This is a genomic window from Sphingomonas kyeonggiensis, from assembly GCF_014196745.1.
Taxonomy (GTDB): Bacteria; Pseudomonadota; Alphaproteobacteria; order Sphingomonadales; family Sphingomonadaceae; genus Sphingomonas; species Sphingomonas kyeonggiensis.
The window spans coordinates 1,626,010-1,640,518 of the sequence record NZ_JACIEH010000001.1; the positions used below are offsets into that span (position 1 = coordinate 1,626,010).

At 67.1% G+C, this 14,509-nt stretch carries 14 protein-coding genes; 5 read left to right on the forward strand and 9 right to left on the reverse strand.

Going from position 1 to position 14,509, the window contains the following annotated elements; translation table 11 throughout:
* Window positions 1-215 precede the first annotated feature (215 nt).
* The 4 genes from GGR46_RS07765 (at window position 216) to GGR46_RS07780 (ending at window position 4,964) form a co-directional block, all read left to right on the forward strand.
* Window positions 216-797, forward strand: coding sequence for an RNA polymerase sigma factor (locus GGR46_RS07765; RefSeq protein ID WP_183996118.1), 582 nt, complete (start codon window positions 216-218; stop codon window positions 795-797).
* Complete coding sequence (locus GGR46_RS07770) at window positions 764-1,708, forward strand: FecR family protein (RefSeq protein ID WP_183996120.1); 945 nt, start codon at window positions 764-766, stop codon at window positions 1,706-1,708. The genes GGR46_RS07765 and GGR46_RS07770 overlap by 34 nt, the downstream gene beginning before the upstream one ends.
* A 47-nt stretch (window positions 1,709-1,755) precedes the next feature.
* Window positions 1,756-4,557 (forward strand): TonB-dependent receptor, encoded by a 2,802-nt coding sequence (locus GGR46_RS07775; RefSeq protein ID WP_183996122.1) that lies wholly within the window; start codon window positions 1,756-1,758, stop codon window positions 4,555-4,557.
* A 236-nt stretch (window positions 4,558-4,793) separates the two neighbouring features.
* The gene (locus GGR46_RS07780) at window positions 4,794-4,964 is read left to right on the forward strand and encodes a hypothetical protein (protein ID WP_183996124.1); all 171 of its coding nucleotides are present in this window, start codon (window positions 4,794-4,796) and stop codon (window positions 4,962-4,964) included.
* A gap of 3 nt (window positions 4,965-4,967) precedes the next feature.
* On the opposite strand, the gene GGR46_RS07785 is transcribed toward GGR46_RS07780, so the two are convergent.
* The 4 genes from GGR46_RS07785 to metG are packed head-to-tail and all read right to left on the reverse strand — an operon-like array spanning window position 4,968 to window position 8,657.
* Window positions 4,968-5,621: a retropepsin-like aspartic protease family protein gene (locus GGR46_RS07785; protein WP_343058074.1), complete on the reverse strand. Its 654-nt coding sequence runs from the start codon at window positions 5,619-5,621 to the stop codon at window positions 4,968-4,970.
* Entirely contained in the window at window positions 5,618-6,385 is a 768-nt protein-coding gene (locus tag GGR46_RS07790) for an MBL fold metallo-hydrolase (protein ID WP_183996126.1), read from the reverse strand. Before GGR46_RS07790 ends, GGR46_RS07785 begins: the two co-directional genes overlap by 4 nt.
* Complete coding sequence (locus tag GGR46_RS07795) at window positions 6,382-7,161, reverse strand: TatD family hydrolase (protein WP_183996128.1); 780 nt, start codon at window positions 7,159-7,161, stop codon at window positions 6,382-6,384. The genes GGR46_RS07790 and GGR46_RS07795 overlap by 4 nt, the downstream gene beginning before the upstream one ends.
* Window positions 7,158-8,657 (reverse strand): methionine--tRNA ligase, encoded by a 1,500-nt coding sequence (gene metG, locus GGR46_RS07800; RefSeq protein WP_183996130.1) that lies wholly within the window; start codon window positions 8,655-8,657, stop codon window positions 7,158-7,160. The genes GGR46_RS07795 and metG overlap by 4 nt, the downstream gene beginning before the upstream one ends.
* A 177-nt stretch (window positions 8,658-8,834) precedes the next feature.
* On the opposite strand from metG, the gene GGR46_RS07805 reads away from it, so the two are divergent.
* Entirely contained in the window at window positions 8,835-9,473 is a 639-nt protein-coding gene (locus GGR46_RS07805; RefSeq protein ID WP_183996132.1) for a hypothetical protein, read from the forward strand.
* Window positions 9,474-9,547: 74 nt separating this feature from the next.
* Here GGR46_RS07805 and GGR46_RS07810 read toward each other — a convergent pair whose 3' ends face one another.
* The 5 genes from GGR46_RS07810 to GGR46_RS07830 form a co-directional block, all read right to left on the reverse strand.
* Entirely contained in the window at window positions 9,548-9,868 is a 321-nt protein-coding gene (locus GGR46_RS07810; protein ID WP_183996134.1) for a hypothetical protein, read from the reverse strand.
* Between the two features lie 53 nt (window positions 9,869-9,921).
* Entirely contained in the window at window positions 9,922-10,911 is a 990-nt protein-coding gene (locus GGR46_RS07815; RefSeq protein ID WP_183996136.1) for an AAA family ATPase, read from the reverse strand.
* Between the two features lie 184 nt (window positions 10,912-11,095).
* Entirely contained in the window at window positions 11,096-12,265 is a 1,170-nt protein-coding gene (locus GGR46_RS07820) for a D-alanyl-D-alanine carboxypeptidase family protein (RefSeq protein WP_183996138.1), read from the reverse strand.
* A 17-nt stretch (window positions 12,266-12,282) separates the two neighbouring features.
* On the reverse strand, window positions 12,283-13,473 hold the full coding sequence (locus GGR46_RS07825; RefSeq protein ID WP_183996140.1) for an SPOR domain-containing protein: 1,191 nt from the start codon (window positions 13,471-13,473) through the stop codon (window positions 12,283-12,285).
* Window positions 13,457-14,482, reverse strand: coding sequence for a lytic murein transglycosylase (locus GGR46_RS07830; RefSeq protein WP_183996141.1), 1,026 nt, complete (start codon window positions 14,480-14,482; stop codon window positions 13,457-13,459). The genes GGR46_RS07825 and GGR46_RS07830 overlap by 17 nt, the downstream gene beginning before the upstream one ends.
* Window positions 14,483-14,509: the final 27 nt, after the last annotated feature.

The following is a 14,509-nucleotide window of genomic DNA, read 5'->3' on the forward strand; positions in this document are numbered from 1 at the left end:
AGCCGGCCGCAGGGTGCGGCAGACCGTCCCGGCACGCGGGTGCGGCCGGTGAGAGGCTTTCGGTTGTGCTTCGCCGGGCAGACGGGCGGCACGCCGCTTTCCGCTATCGCAACGCGAAAAAAATTCCGCCGGTCGTAGCGGGCCGATTGTCAATCCTCTGTCACATGCCGCGCCTAGCCCGCGCGGGGTTCGATCAATCCGATGGGGCGAGGAACATGGCCTGGCTGCGCGACATCGATACCTGGTTTGCCGATCATGTCTTTGCCCATGATCAGCAGACCCGCCGCTATGCCCTGCGTCTGGTCCGCAACCCGGAAGAGGCGGAGGAGCTGGTCCAGGAAGCCTATGCGCGCCTGTTCGCGCTGGAGAACTGGGCGGGCATCGCCCATCCCCACGCCTTCACGCTGCGCATCGTCCGCAACCTGGCGATAGAGCGTTTCCGCCGCGCGGACGTGGTGCGGCTCGATCATGGCGCGATGCTCCATTCGCTCGAGATCGCCGATCAGGAGCCCACGCCCGATATCGTCGCCATGGACCGTTCGGAGTTGAACCATGTCGTGAAGATGCTGCAGGAAATGCCGCCGCGCATGCGCGAGGCGATGGTCCTGCGAAGAATTGAGGGCTTGCCGCCTGCCCAAGTAGCGGAAAGAATGAATATTTCCGTCTCCACGGTGGAGACACATCTGATCAAGGCGCTTCGCCTATTGATGCACAAGCGCACCCCGCCGGGGGAAACAGAGGCGAGGACGGAGCAAGCGGTTCGATGGGAGTGCGGGGAACGGCAGGAACGGAACTGAGGGACCAGGCCATCGCCTGGCTGGTGGCGCTCGACTGCGGTACTGCCGACGAACAGGCATTCCATACCTGGCGCGACGCGGACCCGCGCCATGCTTCCGCCTTTGCCCAAGCTGCCGCCACCTGGCGCCGCACCGCCGATCCGCGCCTGCCCGTGCTGCTCGAAGAAACCGTACAACCAGAGCCGGAGCCCGAACCCGTCCCGCAACGCTGGTCGCGCCGGGCTTTTGCCGCCAGCGCCGTTGTCGCGGCGCTGGGCGTCGGCGGCGCCGGTGCGTTCCTGGCATGGCCGAAGCGCGCCATGGCCGCGACCGCGGTCGGCGAGCGGCGCACGCTCCGCCTGCCCGATGGCAGCCACGCCACGCTCAACACTGATACACGTGTGGCATGGCGCTTCGCCGAGACCCGCGAATTCTGGGTGGAACGCGGCGAGGTCGCCCTTCGCATCCAGCCTGCGGACAAGCCGCTGCGCATCTACAGCGATCCGATCGAGGCCATGCTCGGCAACGGCCGCTTCGATATGCGCTTGTCCGATCAGGGCGGCCAGTTGCTCGCGATGGAAGGAAACGGCGTCACCCGCGTCGGCCCGCTCTCCGCCGGCAACGTGCTGACCGTGCAGGGCGGCATTGCCCGCATCGGAGCGCTGGGACCGGAAGCGTTACATGCCGCCACCGCCTGGCAGAATGGCCGGATCCTGTTCAGCGGCATGACGCTCGACCGCGCGATCGGCGAGTTCAACCGCTATCTGCCGGAGAAGATCGTGCTGGCCCAGGCCGATCTGGCGCGCACGCAACTGGGCGGCGAATTCCTGATCGACGATCCCGACAGCTTCCTGCAGTCCCTGCGCGACGGGTTCGACATCGACTCCCGGCGCGACGGGAATCGCATCCTGCTGTTCCGCCGAAAGCGCTGATCCGATCCTGACATGAAGCTGTCGCGCAGCGGCGGCATGGGGACGCCATGCGTCCGATCCGGGCCTCTGCCATCCTGCGCATCGCCCACCCCGCCATCGCCTCGATGGGCGGCGTCGCAATGCTGTGGGCACTTCCGGCAGCGGCCCAGCGCGCGGCCCGTTTCGACATCCCGGCCCAGAACCTGGCGACCGCGCTCGACAGCTTCGCGCGGCAGGCGAACGTCCAGCTGCTCTATCCCTATCCCGTCGCCGCCGCCCGCCGCAGTGCCGCGCTGCGCGGCGAGATGCCGGTGCGCGCGGCGCTGGACCGGCTGCTGCATGGCAGCGGCCTGGAAGTCGCGCGGTTCGGCGAGCGCACCGTCACCCTGCGTGCAGCACCGGTCCGCAAAGCCAAGCCGGCTCCCGCCCCCAGGCCGCCCGCCCAGCGCAAGCCTGCAGCGCCGCCGGCTGCGCCCGAGGCCCCGGTCGCGGAGGAGATCGTGGTAACCGGCCGCGCCGCCAGCACGCCGCTTGCCGATACCGAGCTCAGCTATGCGGTCACCCGGATCGATGCCGATGCGCTCGCCCGGCGCGGTCCGCTTTCCACTGCCGATCTGTTCAAGCAGATTCCAGGCTTCTGGGTCGAATCGACCGGCGGCGAGGCAAGCAACAATGTCCGCTCGCGCGGCATCCCCACCGACGGCTATTCGTCGGTCGCATTGCTGGAAGACGGCCTGCCGATCCAATATGATGGGGGTCTCGGCTATCTGAACACCGATCAGATCCACCGCCTCGACGCCACGGTGGCACGCGTCGAGGCGGTACGCGGCGGCCCGTCCGCGATCTTCACCCCCAATGCGCCGGGCGGCAGTATCAACTTCGTTACCCGCACCGGGCTTGCAGACCCGGGCTACACGCTGTCGGCCACCAGCGGCAGCTTCGGCTATGCGCGGATCGACGGCTTCGCCGGGATACGGCTCACGCCGGAGCTCGGCGTGTCGCTGGGCGGCCTTTATCGCCGGGCCGACGGCCTGCGCGATCCGGGCTATACCGGCGATCGCGGCGGCCAGATCCGCGCCGGCATCGACTATGACGATGGCCGTGCTCGCCTGTCGTTCAATGTCAAACGGCTCGACGACCGCGTGGTCCTCTATCTGCCCGTCCCCCTGCGCCTCGACGATCGCGGCACGGTGCGCGGCATTCCCGGCTTCGATCCGCTGCGCAACACGCTCGCCGGCCCGGACAATGTCGCGGTCGCGTTCGAGACCCCCAGCGGCCCTCGCCTGTTCGACCTGTCGCAGGGCACGCGCAGCCGGATCACCTTCTACACCCTGTCCGGAAGATACGCCTTCGATGCCGCTACCGCGCTGGAAGTGAAGGCCAGGCTCCGCACTGGCAGCACGCTGCGCAACGGCCTGTTCCCGGTCGGCCGGCCGATGGGCGGCGACGACTATCTCGCCAGCGTCCGCAGCCAGCTGGCAGCTGCCTATCCCGCCCTGGCCGTGGTGCGAATACGCTATGCCGATGGCGGCGAAGCTTTCCAGCCGGCAAGCAACGGCAACGGCCTGGTCGCCAGCGCCAATCTGCTTTCGGTCGCGATGCCGATGCGCGAGTTCGTGATCGACGCGCGCCTGACCCACAGCTTCGATCGCTGGGGCCATCACGAATTCGCAGCGGGCGCCACTCATGACGACGCCCGGCTCGATTTCGATCGGGCGATGGGCACGGTGCTGCTCGATATCCGCGGCCAGGCCCGGCGGCTGGACGTGATCGCACTGGACGGCAACGGCAACCAGATCGGCGCGCTGACCGACAATGGCTTCACCCGCTATGGCTCGCTGTTTGACAATGCGGTGCTGCGTTCGTCCAACCTCGCCTTCTATCTGGCGGACGAATGGAAGATCGCCCCGCACTGGCGGGTCGATCTCGGCATGCGCTGGGAGCATGTCGGCATCGGCGGTCGTATGGAGCCCGCAGCACCAATCGATCTGGGCGACAGCGCGACGCTGGCCGACAATGCCGTCCTCACCGGCACCGGCACGTTCACGCCCATTCGTCGCCGTTTTTCGGGATGGAGCGGCACGGCCGGCGTCAACTTCACGCCCTCGCGCCACGCCGGCCTCTTTGCGCGCTTGACCCGCATCGCCCGCCTGCCCAGCGCCACCGAATTCACCAGCACCCCCAACCGGACCGACGAAGCCATCGTCCCGATCGTCATGGCCGAAGCCGGCCTGATCCTGCACCATCGAAGCTGGAATCTCTCGGCCGTGGCCTTCCGCACCCGGTTCAAGCGCCTGCCCTTCACCGATTATCGCTTCGATCCGCAAACCAACGCCTATCTCAACCGCACCTCGATCGCCGATACCGCAACGCTTGGGCTGGAACTGGCCGGTCATGTCGAGCTTGCCGGGCCCTTGGCCCTGGACATGCAGGCAACGCTGCAGGATCCGCGCTACCGCAACTTCAGCTACACCGAGCTGGTCAGCGGACAACCTGTCTCTCGCGACGCGACCGGCAATCGGCTGATCCGGGTCCCGCGCCTCTCGCTCAGCGCCACCCCAAGCCTCAAGCTATTTGCCGGCCGGTTGCGCCTGGACATGGAGCTGGTGCATCACTCGGAGCGCTTTGCGGATATCGCCAACACCCAGCGTCTGCCGGCCTTCTCGCTGATCAACGTCAACGCGAATGCGAAGCTCACCGGACATTCTACGCTTGCCCTCCATATCACCAACCTGACGAATACGTTGGGGCTGACCGAAGGGAATCCGCGCTTGGGAGCTTTCGATACGGGGGGGACGGGCTCGCGCTATTTCTTTGCCAGACCCGAGTTCGGAAGAACGGCAAGAATGGTGCTCAGCCTCGCCTTCTAGGCGGGATCGCTATTCCTTTCCGGCGATCTGCCAGCGGCAATGCGGCCCTGTCTGTGGGCGTCAGGCTCAAACGTACTGCGCGCGCTGACGCGCAGGCTGATGCTTCGATATTGGTTTCGTTATCCCCAGGATTCTGGCTCGCAAAGCACTCGGTCCATCCCTGACTACGCGGTTTTACGGAGTGCCGGGATCAGGCGGACCGCTTACCTCAACCACCGATGATTACGGGAACTGCCATGACGGAGAGCAAATATTACGCGCAACGTGCCGATGAAGCACGTGGTGCCGCAATGCGGGCGAAGGGCATGGCGAGCTTCCGGGCGCATATGGGCATGGCGCATGAGTATGAGCGCCGCGCGCGGGGATTCGAGCCGCGCCACGCTGACAACGTTGTACTGGACGACTGAGCCTCAATCGCTTCCATTCTCGTCGCGCGAACGCGGGATCATCACCCTCGCCTCGCTCCCCTTGCTCGGCTCGAGGATGAGCGTGCGATCCTCGACGCGCCACGACTTGAGTCGCGATAGGAAATTCATCCCCAGCACGTCGAGGTCGCCAAAGCTGTCGCTCACCACCAGCGGCAGGTCGTGCGTCGATAGCGGCCCGATATCCAGATCGTCCGCCCGCGCCTGCTGGGCCTGGACCGTGCCATTGGCCGTCTCGATCAGCACCGGCGGCGCCAGGGTCGGCTTGACGTTGGCCGCCTCGGCGGTGTCGCGCGAGATGGCCGTGACCGTCGCGCCGCTATCGACCAGCATGCGTCGCTCGACGCCGTTGATCTGCACGCGGGCCCAGAAATGCCCGTCCGGGCTCATCTTGATGCGCACCGTGTCGCCCTGGACGACCTGCTGCTCATAGCCGAGCTTCTCGGACGCGCGCGCCAGCAGCCCGCCCAGTTCCTGGCGGTGGTACATCACGATGACCATCGTCACGCCGACAATGCCCCAGAGCAGGAGAATCTGGACGAGACCACGCAGCGTGACGCGGTGTGCCGACAGGGCCCGGAACGCGAGCATCAGCGCGCCGAGCAACAGCAGCAGCTGAATGATGCGATCATCGCTCACAGCGCGACCTCCATGCCGTCATAACCCGGCTCGACTCCGGCGGGCAGCGTGGCGATGAGGGTCGCATAGTCCATCGAATTGTCCATATGCGCGAGCAGCGCACGCCGCGGCGCGAGATCCCGTACCCAGCCTAGCACCGCGTCGAGATGCGCGTGGGTGGGATGCGGGGTGCGCCGCAGGCAATCGACCACCCAGAGATCCAAATCCTGATACAAGTTACGCATATTCTGCGCCATCTCATTGAAATCTATAGCATAAGCTATGGATTTTGCGTTGTTTTCGAAGCGCAGCCCCGCGGAGGTTATCCCCCCGTGCGGCTGATCCACGACACGGATATGGATATCGCCGATCATGATTGCATCGGGCAGCGGCTCGATCGCCACGGTCGGCCGATAGAGCTTGCTGCCCTTGAAGACATAGCCGAAGCGCCGGTCGAGCTGCTCGAGGGTGAAAGGCCGGGCCAGGCCGCGCACCGGCTCCCCTGCCCGCGCGTGCATGATCTGCCGGAGGTCGTCGATGCCGTGGCAGTGATCGGCATGGTCATGCGTCCAGATCACCGCGTCGACGTCGGTGATGCCCGCCGCCAGCGCCTGTTCCCGGAAATCCGGGCTGGTGTCGATCAGGATGCGCGTGGTGTCCGTCCAGACCAGCGCCGAGGCGCGGGTACGGCGGTTCCGGGGCTCGGCGGGATCGCAGGTGCCCCAGTCATTCCCGATCCGCGGCACGCCGGAGGAAGTCCCGGAGCCGAGGATCCGCAGCTTCATGCCAGAGTCTTGGCGAACAGCTTGTGGAAGTTCGCCCGGGTCGCCTCGGCGAGCGCGTCGGGGTCCTCGCCGCGCAGCTGGGCCAGGAAGCGGCAGGTATCCGCCACGAACGCCGGCTCGCCCGTCTTGCCCCGATGCGGCACCGGCGCGAGGAAGGGCGCGTCGGTCTCGATCAGCAGGCGATCCAGCGGCAGCTGTGCCGCGGTGTCCTGCAGGTCCTTGGCATTCTTGAAGGTCACGATGCCCGAGATCGAGATGTAGAAGCCCAGCTCCAGCGCGATCTCCGAGAACTCCCGGCTCGCGGTGAAGCAGTGGATCACGCCGGGGAAGGCCCCCTTCCCCATCTCGTCGCGCAGGATCTCGGCGGTATCCGCCTCGGCATCGCGGGTATGGACGATCAGCGGCAGCTGCGTCTCGCGGCATGCGGCGATGTGCGCGCGGAAGCTCGCCCGCTGGCGGTCGCGGTCGCTATGATCGTAATAATAATCGAGCCCGGTCTCGCCGATCCCGACGACGCGCGGGTGTCGCGCCTTCTCGATCAGCTTTGCCGCCCCGATATCGGGATGCTCGTCCGCCTCGTGCGGATGGATGCCGACCGAAGCCCAGACATCGGGCTCGCGCTCGGCGACCGCGATAACCTCGTCCCATTCGCGCTCGCGCGTCGAGATGTTGAGCATCGCGACCACGCCGGCCTCGCGGGCACGCGCCAGCACCTCGGGCTGCTGCTCGCCCAGGCCCTTGTAGATCAGGTGGCAATGACTGTCGGCGAGGTTCACGCTTCTTCCTTGAGCTCCAGCCGGGGGAAGATGGGGGTCGGCGGCGCGATACGGAAGTCCGCATCGCCCTGCGGCCCGAGCTGGGCGAGCAGCTTCTCGGCCGAACCCGGCACCACCGGCGCAATGGTGACGGCAAGACGCCGGATCGCGCGAAGCAGCGTGTTCAGCACGGCATGCATCCGCTCGGGATCGGTCTTGCGCAGACCCCAGGGCGCCTGGGCATCGATATAGGCGTTGCAGGCGAACACGCCGGCCATCCACAGCTCGACGCCCTGGCTGAGCGACAGGTCCTCGAACGCGCGGATGAACCCGCCACAGGCGTTCTCTACCTCGGCGATGAGCACGCCGTCGGCGTCCTCGACCCGGCCGGTCTCGACCTTGCCTTCGCAATTCTTGGCGATGAAGGCGAGCGTGCGCTGGGCGAGGTTGCCGAAGCTGTTCGACAGATCTGCATTCGCCCGGGTGACAATCGCCTCGTCGCTGAACGTCCCATCATTGCCGAAGCTCACGTCGCGCAGCAGGAAATAGCGCAGCGCGTCGACGCCGTAATAATCGGCCAGCGCCATCGGATCGACGACGTTGCCGACCGACTTGGACATCTTCTCCCCACGATTGAGCAGGAAGCCGTGGCCGAAGACCTGCTTCGGCAGCGCAATCTTCGCCGACATCAGGAAGGCCGGCCAATAGACGGTGTGGAAGCGGACGATGTCCTTGCCGATCAGATGGATATCCGCCGGCCAGTAGCGCGCCAGCCGCTCCTGGTCGTCGGGATAGCCCGCGCCGGTCAGGTAGTTGGTCAGCGCATCGACCCAGACATACATCACGTGGCCGGGCGAACCCGGCACCGGCACGCCCCAGTCGAAGCTGGTGCGCGAGACCGAGAGGTCGGCGAGCCCGCCCTCGACGAAACGCAGGATCTCGTTGCGGCGCGATTCCGGACGGATGAAGTCCGGGTTCGCCGCGTAGAAATCGAGCAGCGGTTTTTCGTACTTGGAGAGCTTGAAGAACCAGGTCTCCTCGGCGGTCCATTCGACCGGGGTACCCTGGGGGGAGAGCTTCTCGCCCCCCTCGCCTTCGACCAGCTCCTTCTCTTCGTAAAAGGCTTCGTCGCGCACCGAATACCAGCCCTCGTAGCGATCGAGATACAGGTCGCCGGCATCGGCCATCGCCTGCCAGATCGCCTGGCTGGCCTTGTAGTGATCGGCCTCCGACGTGCGGATGAAGCGATCGCACGAGATATCAAGTTTATCAGCCATTTCACTGAAATAGCTCGACATCTCGTCCGCCAGCTCGCGCGCGGTCATGTCGCGGTCGCGCGCCGTCTTGACCATCTTGAGGCCATGCTCGTCGGTGCCGGTCTGGAAGAAGACGTCGCGGCCCTGCTGGCGCTGGAAGCGGGCGATCGCGTCGGCGGCGATCATCTCATAGGCGTGCCCGATATGCGGGCGGCCATTGGGATAGTGGATCGCGGTGGTGATGTAGAAGGGGTCGGCCATTCGGCGCATCTAGAGGCTGGGCGCCACAGCGGCAACGCCTGCGTGGCAATATGCACGACAGTGAAGGCATGTTACCTTCCGTCATCCCGACGAAAGCCGAGATGGCAGGCGGCGGAGACGCGCCATGGCACGAGATCCCTGCTTTCGCCGGGATGACGATTTGGGGGAGACCAACCCATGCGGATCTGGGCAATCGCGGCATTGCTGATCGCCAGCCCGGCGATAGCGCAGCACGCCTCACCGATCAGCGACGACTCCATCAAGGCCTGGCTCGAAAAGGGCGAAGAAGTCGAAAGCCGCACCGATGGCGACCTGAACGGAGATGGTGAGGCCGACACTGTGCTGATCGGGCGCGGCGAGGAAACCCGCACCGTGAAGGCGATGCTGCTCACCAAGGGCGAGTTCGATATCGACCTGGCCCCGGTCGGACTGCTCAAGCTCGACAGCTATCCGCTCGGCGCCGCCGATGTGAGCATCGCCAAGGGCGTGCTGAAGATCACCGACCTGGTCGGCGGCACCACGGCCGTGAACACCGTCTATCGCTATCGCCTGGTTCCGGGCCGCAAGCCCCGCATGCGGCTGATCGGGCTGGATGCGACGCTCTACAGCCGCACCTATGCGCATGACGGTTTGGAGATCAGCTGGAACCTGCTGACCGGCGACTACATCACCCGCGAGATGAAGCTCAACAAAAGCGGCAAGGGCGATGCCGCCTATGACCGGATCATCGAGAAGAAGAGCAAGAAGCCGAGCAAACCGCTCTTCATGGAGGACACGCCCGATCCCGACGAGCTTCTGGGCTGGGGTGGTGGGTAACCTTAGCCATAACCGTCACCCGGCACCCCCGGATCAGGTCCGGGGTTACCGGGATGACGATTTGAGGCTGGCGATCAGCCGAACAGCTTCTCGGTCGGCAGCGGCGAGTCCGGCATTGCCACGCCGGTCTTGCGCTCATGGACCTTGCGCACCGCCTCGGTGATCTCCTTGTCGATCGCTTCCTTCTCCTTGGGCGGCAACTTCTTGTAATCGTCCTCGGAGAGATTGTGCTTCTTGAGCACTGCGTCGCGGGCGCGTTGCTCGGGCGTTTCGCTGGCGGCCTTCTTGAAGGCCTCCAGGATCGCGTCGAAGTTCAGGTCGCTGGCGCCGTTGGTCGCAGCAGCCTGTGTAGCCGAGCTGGCGCCAGTGCCGGTAATGCCGGTTATCGCGGTCATGAAAGATATCCCCTGTTTCGGGGCCGGAATAACCGCGGATGGCTAAGACCGCGTTAAGCGCGTCCCAGCCGCGCGAGGATACCGCTCATCTCGAACACCGTCGCCGAGGCATCGAGCGACAGGCCCACCGCCGCCCCGGCCAGTTCGCGCGCCGCGGCATAGGCATCGAGCGCGGTGCGCAGCCCGTCGCCCGACATCGTCCTGGCCCGCTCGGCGATGAAGCTCGGCGCGCGTTCGAGGAACGCCTCGTAGCGCGGCTGCGCGGCCTTGGTGCCGAGCAGCTTGGCCAGGCGCGCCCGGACCATGTTGGAGGGGTCGCCGGTATCGGCCAGCACTGCCATCTCCGCCTCGATCGTGGCGATATCGAGCCCGGCAAAGCTCAGCGCCCGCCCCGGCGAGCCCTCGCCCGCCTTGACCAGCGCGGCGATCTCGCTCCCGCTGGCGTCGGGCAGTTGCGCGTGCAGGACCTCCGTCACGTCACCGTCGCTCAGCGCCTCGAAGCGCAGCAGCCGGCAACGCGAGCGGATCGTCGGCAGCAGCCGGCCCGGCGCGTGGCTCACCAGCAGGAAGATCGTCCCTGCCGGCGGCTCCTCGAGGTTCTTGAGCAGCGCGTTGGCGCCGCCGCGCTCGAGATCGTCGATCGCATCGATGACGATCACGCGGCGCGGCGAGAAGCTCGGCTTGGTGGCGAACAGCGCCTGGAGCGAGCGGACCTGCGCGATGGTGATCGAGCGGGCCAGCGCCTCGTCAGGCTTGTCCGGATCCTTGGGCAGGCGGACCAGCTCGCGATAGTCGGGGTGCGCGCCCGCCTCGACCAGATGGACGGTCTGGCTTTCGGCGGGAACGTCCCAGCCGGGGGCGAGGTGATCACGCCCAGCCGCCTCGGACAGCATGCGCAGCGCCGCCTGACGCGCGAACATGCCCTTCCCCACACCTTCGGGCCCGGCGATCAGCCAGGCATGGTGGAGATTGCCGTTCCGCATCGCGGCGGCGAGTGCCTCATGGGCCGGTTCGTTGCCGATCAGCACCAATCCCTCTCCCATTGGGAGAGGGAGGGAGGCGCGAAGCGCCGGAAGGGTAAGGGCCGAAGAATGAGGTCTGCCCTCACCCTTCCCACTCGGCTACGCCGAGCGGGGCCCGTGGCCGGTAAACAGCGCCCCGCGCTGTTCAGGCCATGCCGGGGGCATGGCCGACCGGCCACGCCTCTCCCAACGGGAGAGGGAGTGATCAATAGCCGAACAGCGACCAGAAGCCGCGCCAGGCGCGGCCGAAGAATCCCGCCTCGGCCACGTCCTTCTCGGCAACCAGCGGCACGGTCTGCGAAGGCAGGCCCGGCGAGTCGATGACGAGGTCGGCGATATGGTCGCCCGCCTTGAAGCCGGCCTGGACCGGACCGTTATAGACGATGCGGCCCTGCATCTCGGGCGCGGTGCCGGCGGGTACGGTGGCGTTGAGGTCGTTCGGCGCGATCACGCCGACGCTGCCCGTCGTGCCACCCTGAACCTGGACCTCACCCACCTTGCGGCCCTTCTTCACGATCGGGCGGGCCTGCCAGGCGCGGAAGCCCCAGTTCATGAACTTCACCGATTCATCGGCGCGGCCGTTGTAAGTGGTGAGCCCGGCGACGACCATGACGAGGCGGCGGCCGCCCTGCTCGGCCGAGCCGGTGAAGCCATAGCCGGCCTCGTCGGTATGGCCGGTCTTGAGACCGTCAGCGCCCTGCACGCGGCCGAGCAGCGGATCGCGGTTCGCCTGGCTGATGTCGGCGCCGGCGCCCAGCGTCTTGCCCCAGGTGAAACTCGGCAGCGAATAATACTGCTTGTAGAGGTCCGGATGGTCCTTGATCGTCGCGGCGGCGAGATGCGCCAGGTCACGCGCGGTCACATAGGTGCGGCCTTCGTCAGGCCAGCCGTTCGACGTGCCGAAATGGCTGTTGGAAAGACCCAGGCGCTTGGCTTGCTCGTTCATCCGCTGGACGAACGCTTCCTCGGTGCCCGAAATGCCCTCGGCAAGGACGACGCAGGCGTCGTTGCCCGACAGGGTGACGATGCCCTTCAGCAGATCGGAGACGGTCGGCTTCTCGCCCACCGCCAGGAACATGGTCGAACCCTGACTGTGCCACTTCTTCCAGGTCTCGGGCTGCACTTCGATCTGCTTGTCGAGCTTGAGCTCGCCCTTCTTGATCAGATCGAACGCCACATAGACGGTCATCATCTTGGCCATCGATGCCGGCGGCATGCGCCGGTCGGCATCCTTGGCGTAGAGCACCGCGCCCGAGGACAGGTCCTCCATGTACGCGACCGGCGCTACCGTATCGAAAGGCGGCGGGCCTGCGGCATTCGTGGACTGGGCGGCGGCGAGCGCCAGGAACGATGCGGCGAGCAGCAACTTCTTCATGTGATTCGTCCGGCCTTTCAGTTGGCTTGGACGCGTGCATCTCCATAGCCCGCGCCCGCGGCGCGCCGTCGTGCCGCTTCGGCCTCGCCCGCCGTGGCGAAGGGACCGAGCTGGACACGATAGAGCCCGCCACCCGGCTTTACGAACCCGCCTAGGCTTTGGGCAAGCGCTTGTGCGCGCCCGGCGTTAGAAAGTGCGGCGACCTGCACCAGATATTTGCCCTGTGCGACTGCGCGTGCCGCCGGACGCGGAGCCGGCGGCGGCGTGCGGACGGGGGCCGGGCGCGGCGCGGCGGTGCGCGGCGGGGTATAGGCCGGCGTCGTGACGCGCGGCGGCGCGGCGGCATAGCCAGGCTGGTTCGGCAGGCGCTTGCGCAGCGCGGTGAGCAGCACCTGCGGCGCGTCGGCACGGTCTCCGGCCGGCCGGCCGGCCTGGAGCGCGGCCTTGTCCATCGAGGGCGGGTTCACGGTGCGGATGCGTACGGCGATCGAGTCGCCCTGGGCACCGAGCTGGCGCGCGGCGCCGGCCGACAGGTCGATCGGATGGTCGGCCCCGGGATCCGAGCCGGTGACCAGCACCAGGATCGTCTTGCCGGTATCGAGCGAAGTGACCTCGACATAGCTGTTCGCCGGCAGCGAGCGGTGGACCGCGACGATCGCCTGGTCCGCCGAGCCGCTCACCGGGCGGACGCCGGCATAGCCGATCTCGTCATAGCGCGGGGTCTCGCCGGGAGCCGGCTGCGACGAGCCGCTCGGCCCGGCCACGCCGGCCGTAGGGTCGCTATAGTCCTGGGGAAACGAGGGCGCGGTCTGTTGCGGCTGGGGCTGCCATTGCGGCTGGGCCGGTGGCGGGGCCTTGCCCCTCTTCTTCGGTGCGGGCGCGCTGCCCGGCACGGCGTAGGAGGCGCCGGGCGCGCTCGACTGCTGCACGGGCGCGGGATCGGCCCATAGCGGCTGCGGTTCGGGCTGAGGCTCGGGGGACGGGGCGACCGGCTCAGGGGCCGGCTGCACCCGGGCGGGGCGGGACCGGATCGTGCCGTCGGCGGCACGCCAGGTCTCGGTGGATTGCGGGTCCGGCTGAGACTGTTGCGCCCCATAGGCCTGTGCCCCGACAGAGCCCATGTGCTGTGCGGCATGGGCATGGCTCGACGCCCCGCCGCCCATGGCAGCGAGGAGCGAGAGCGCGAAGATGTTAGCGTTCGACCTCATCGGCGAGCAGGCCTACCGACAAAGCGTAAAAATTCGAGCAATTATAATCGAGGATCACGCGATAATTGCCGGTGAGCAGGTAGCCGGTCCTGCCCGGGCCATCGGGCTCGAGCAGCGTGGCCTGGACATTGTCGCCCGGCCAGGCGCGGGTCTGCGGCACGATTCCGAGCGCCCGCCACTCCGCCATGGTCTTCCAGCGGCTGTGCCGGTCGAACACGCGGGGGCAGCGCGGGGCGACGGTCTTGTTGACGATCGCGCCACGGTCGAGGTTCGCGGGCACGGTGACCGCGAAGCCCCAGGGCTGGCCCTTCCGCCAGCCGGCATTGACGAAATAATTGGCGATCGAGGTCAGCGTGTCCGCCTCGCTCGTCCAGATATCGGCCATGCCGTCACCATCCCCGTCGCGGGCGAGGCGGAGATAGACCGAAGGCAGGAACTGCGGCCCGCCGAACGCGCCGGCCCAGCTGCCGACCAGCTTCTCGCGCGGCACGCCGCGGTCGATCATCTTGAGCGTGGCGATGAACTCGCTGGCGAACAGGTCGCGCCGGCGCCCCTCATAGGCGAGGCTGGCGAGCGCGCGGGGCAGGTCGAACCCGCCCATCACCTTGCCGTAATTGGTCTCGTGCCCCCAGATCGCGACCATGATAGATTCCGGCACGCCGGTCTCGGCCTCGATCCGCTGCAACCGCGGGCGCTGGCGCTGATAGGCCGCCCTGCCCTGCCCGATCCGGGCGGCATCGACATGCTTGACGCGATAGGGCTCGAAATTCGAGATCGGGGCGTTGGGCGCGGTCTCGGGCTGCTGCCGGTCGAGCTGCACCACCCGCGCGTTATAGGTGAGCGTGGGGATGACCGTATCGATCGTCCGCCGGCTCACGCCCTGCGCCGCCGCCTGCCGCGACAATTCGCCCAGATAGGTCTGGAAACCACTCTCGTCCTGCGCGATCGCAGGGGCAGCCACAGGCGCCGCCGCGATCACCGCCACGCCAAGCGCCAACAGGCTACGCATCACTCTACTCGATCCCCGCATGGGCTT

Bases quoted from the DNA above. Each gene is read 5' to 3' on its own strand.
- GGR46_RS07810 (WP_183996134.1), bottom strand. From the start codon at position 9,868: ATGACCGCGATAACCGGCATTACCGGCACTGGCGCCAGCTCGGCTACA.
- GGR46_RS07780 (WP_183996124.1), top strand. From the start codon at position 4,794: ATGACGGAGAGCAAATATTACGCGCAACGTGCCGATGAAGCACGTGGT.
- GGR46_RS07830 (WP_183996141.1), bottom strand. From the start codon at position 14,482: ATGCGTAGCCTGTTGGCGCTTGGCGTGGCGGTGATCGCGGCGGCGCCT.
- GGR46_RS07775 (WP_183996122.1), top strand. From the start codon at position 1,756: ATGCGTCCGATCCGGGCCTCTGCCATCCTGCGCATCGCCCACCCCGCC.
- GGR46_RS07790 (WP_183996126.1), bottom strand. From the start codon at position 6,385: ATGAAGCTGCGGATCCTCGGCTCCGGGACTTCCTCCGGCGTGCCGCGG.
- GGR46_RS07765 (WP_183996118.1), top strand. From the start codon at position 216: ATGGCCTGGCTGCGCGACATCGATACCTGGTTTGCCGATCATGTCTTT.
- GGR46_RS07805 (WP_183996132.1), top strand. From the start codon at position 8,835: ATGCGGATCTGGGCAATCGCGGCATTGCTGATCGCCAGCCCGGCGATA.
- GGR46_RS07820 (WP_183996138.1), bottom strand. From the start codon at position 12,265: ATGAAGAAGTTGCTGCTCGCCGCATCGTTCCTGGCGCTCGCCGCCGCC.
- GGR46_RS07815 (WP_183996136.1), bottom strand. From the start codon at position 10,911: ATGGGAGAGGGATTGGTGCTGATCGGCAACGAACCGGCCCATGAGGCA.
- GGR46_RS07770 (WP_183996120.1), top strand. From the start codon at position 764: ATGGGAGTGCGGGGAACGGCAGGAACGGAACTGAGGGACCAGGCCATC.
- metG (WP_183996130.1), bottom strand. From the start codon at position 8,657: ATGGCCGACCCCTTCTACATCACCACCGCGATCCACTATCCCAATGGC.
- GGR46_RS07825 (WP_183996140.1), bottom strand. From the start codon at position 13,473: ATGAGGTCGAACGCTAACATCTTCGCGCTCTCGCTCCTCGCTGCCATG.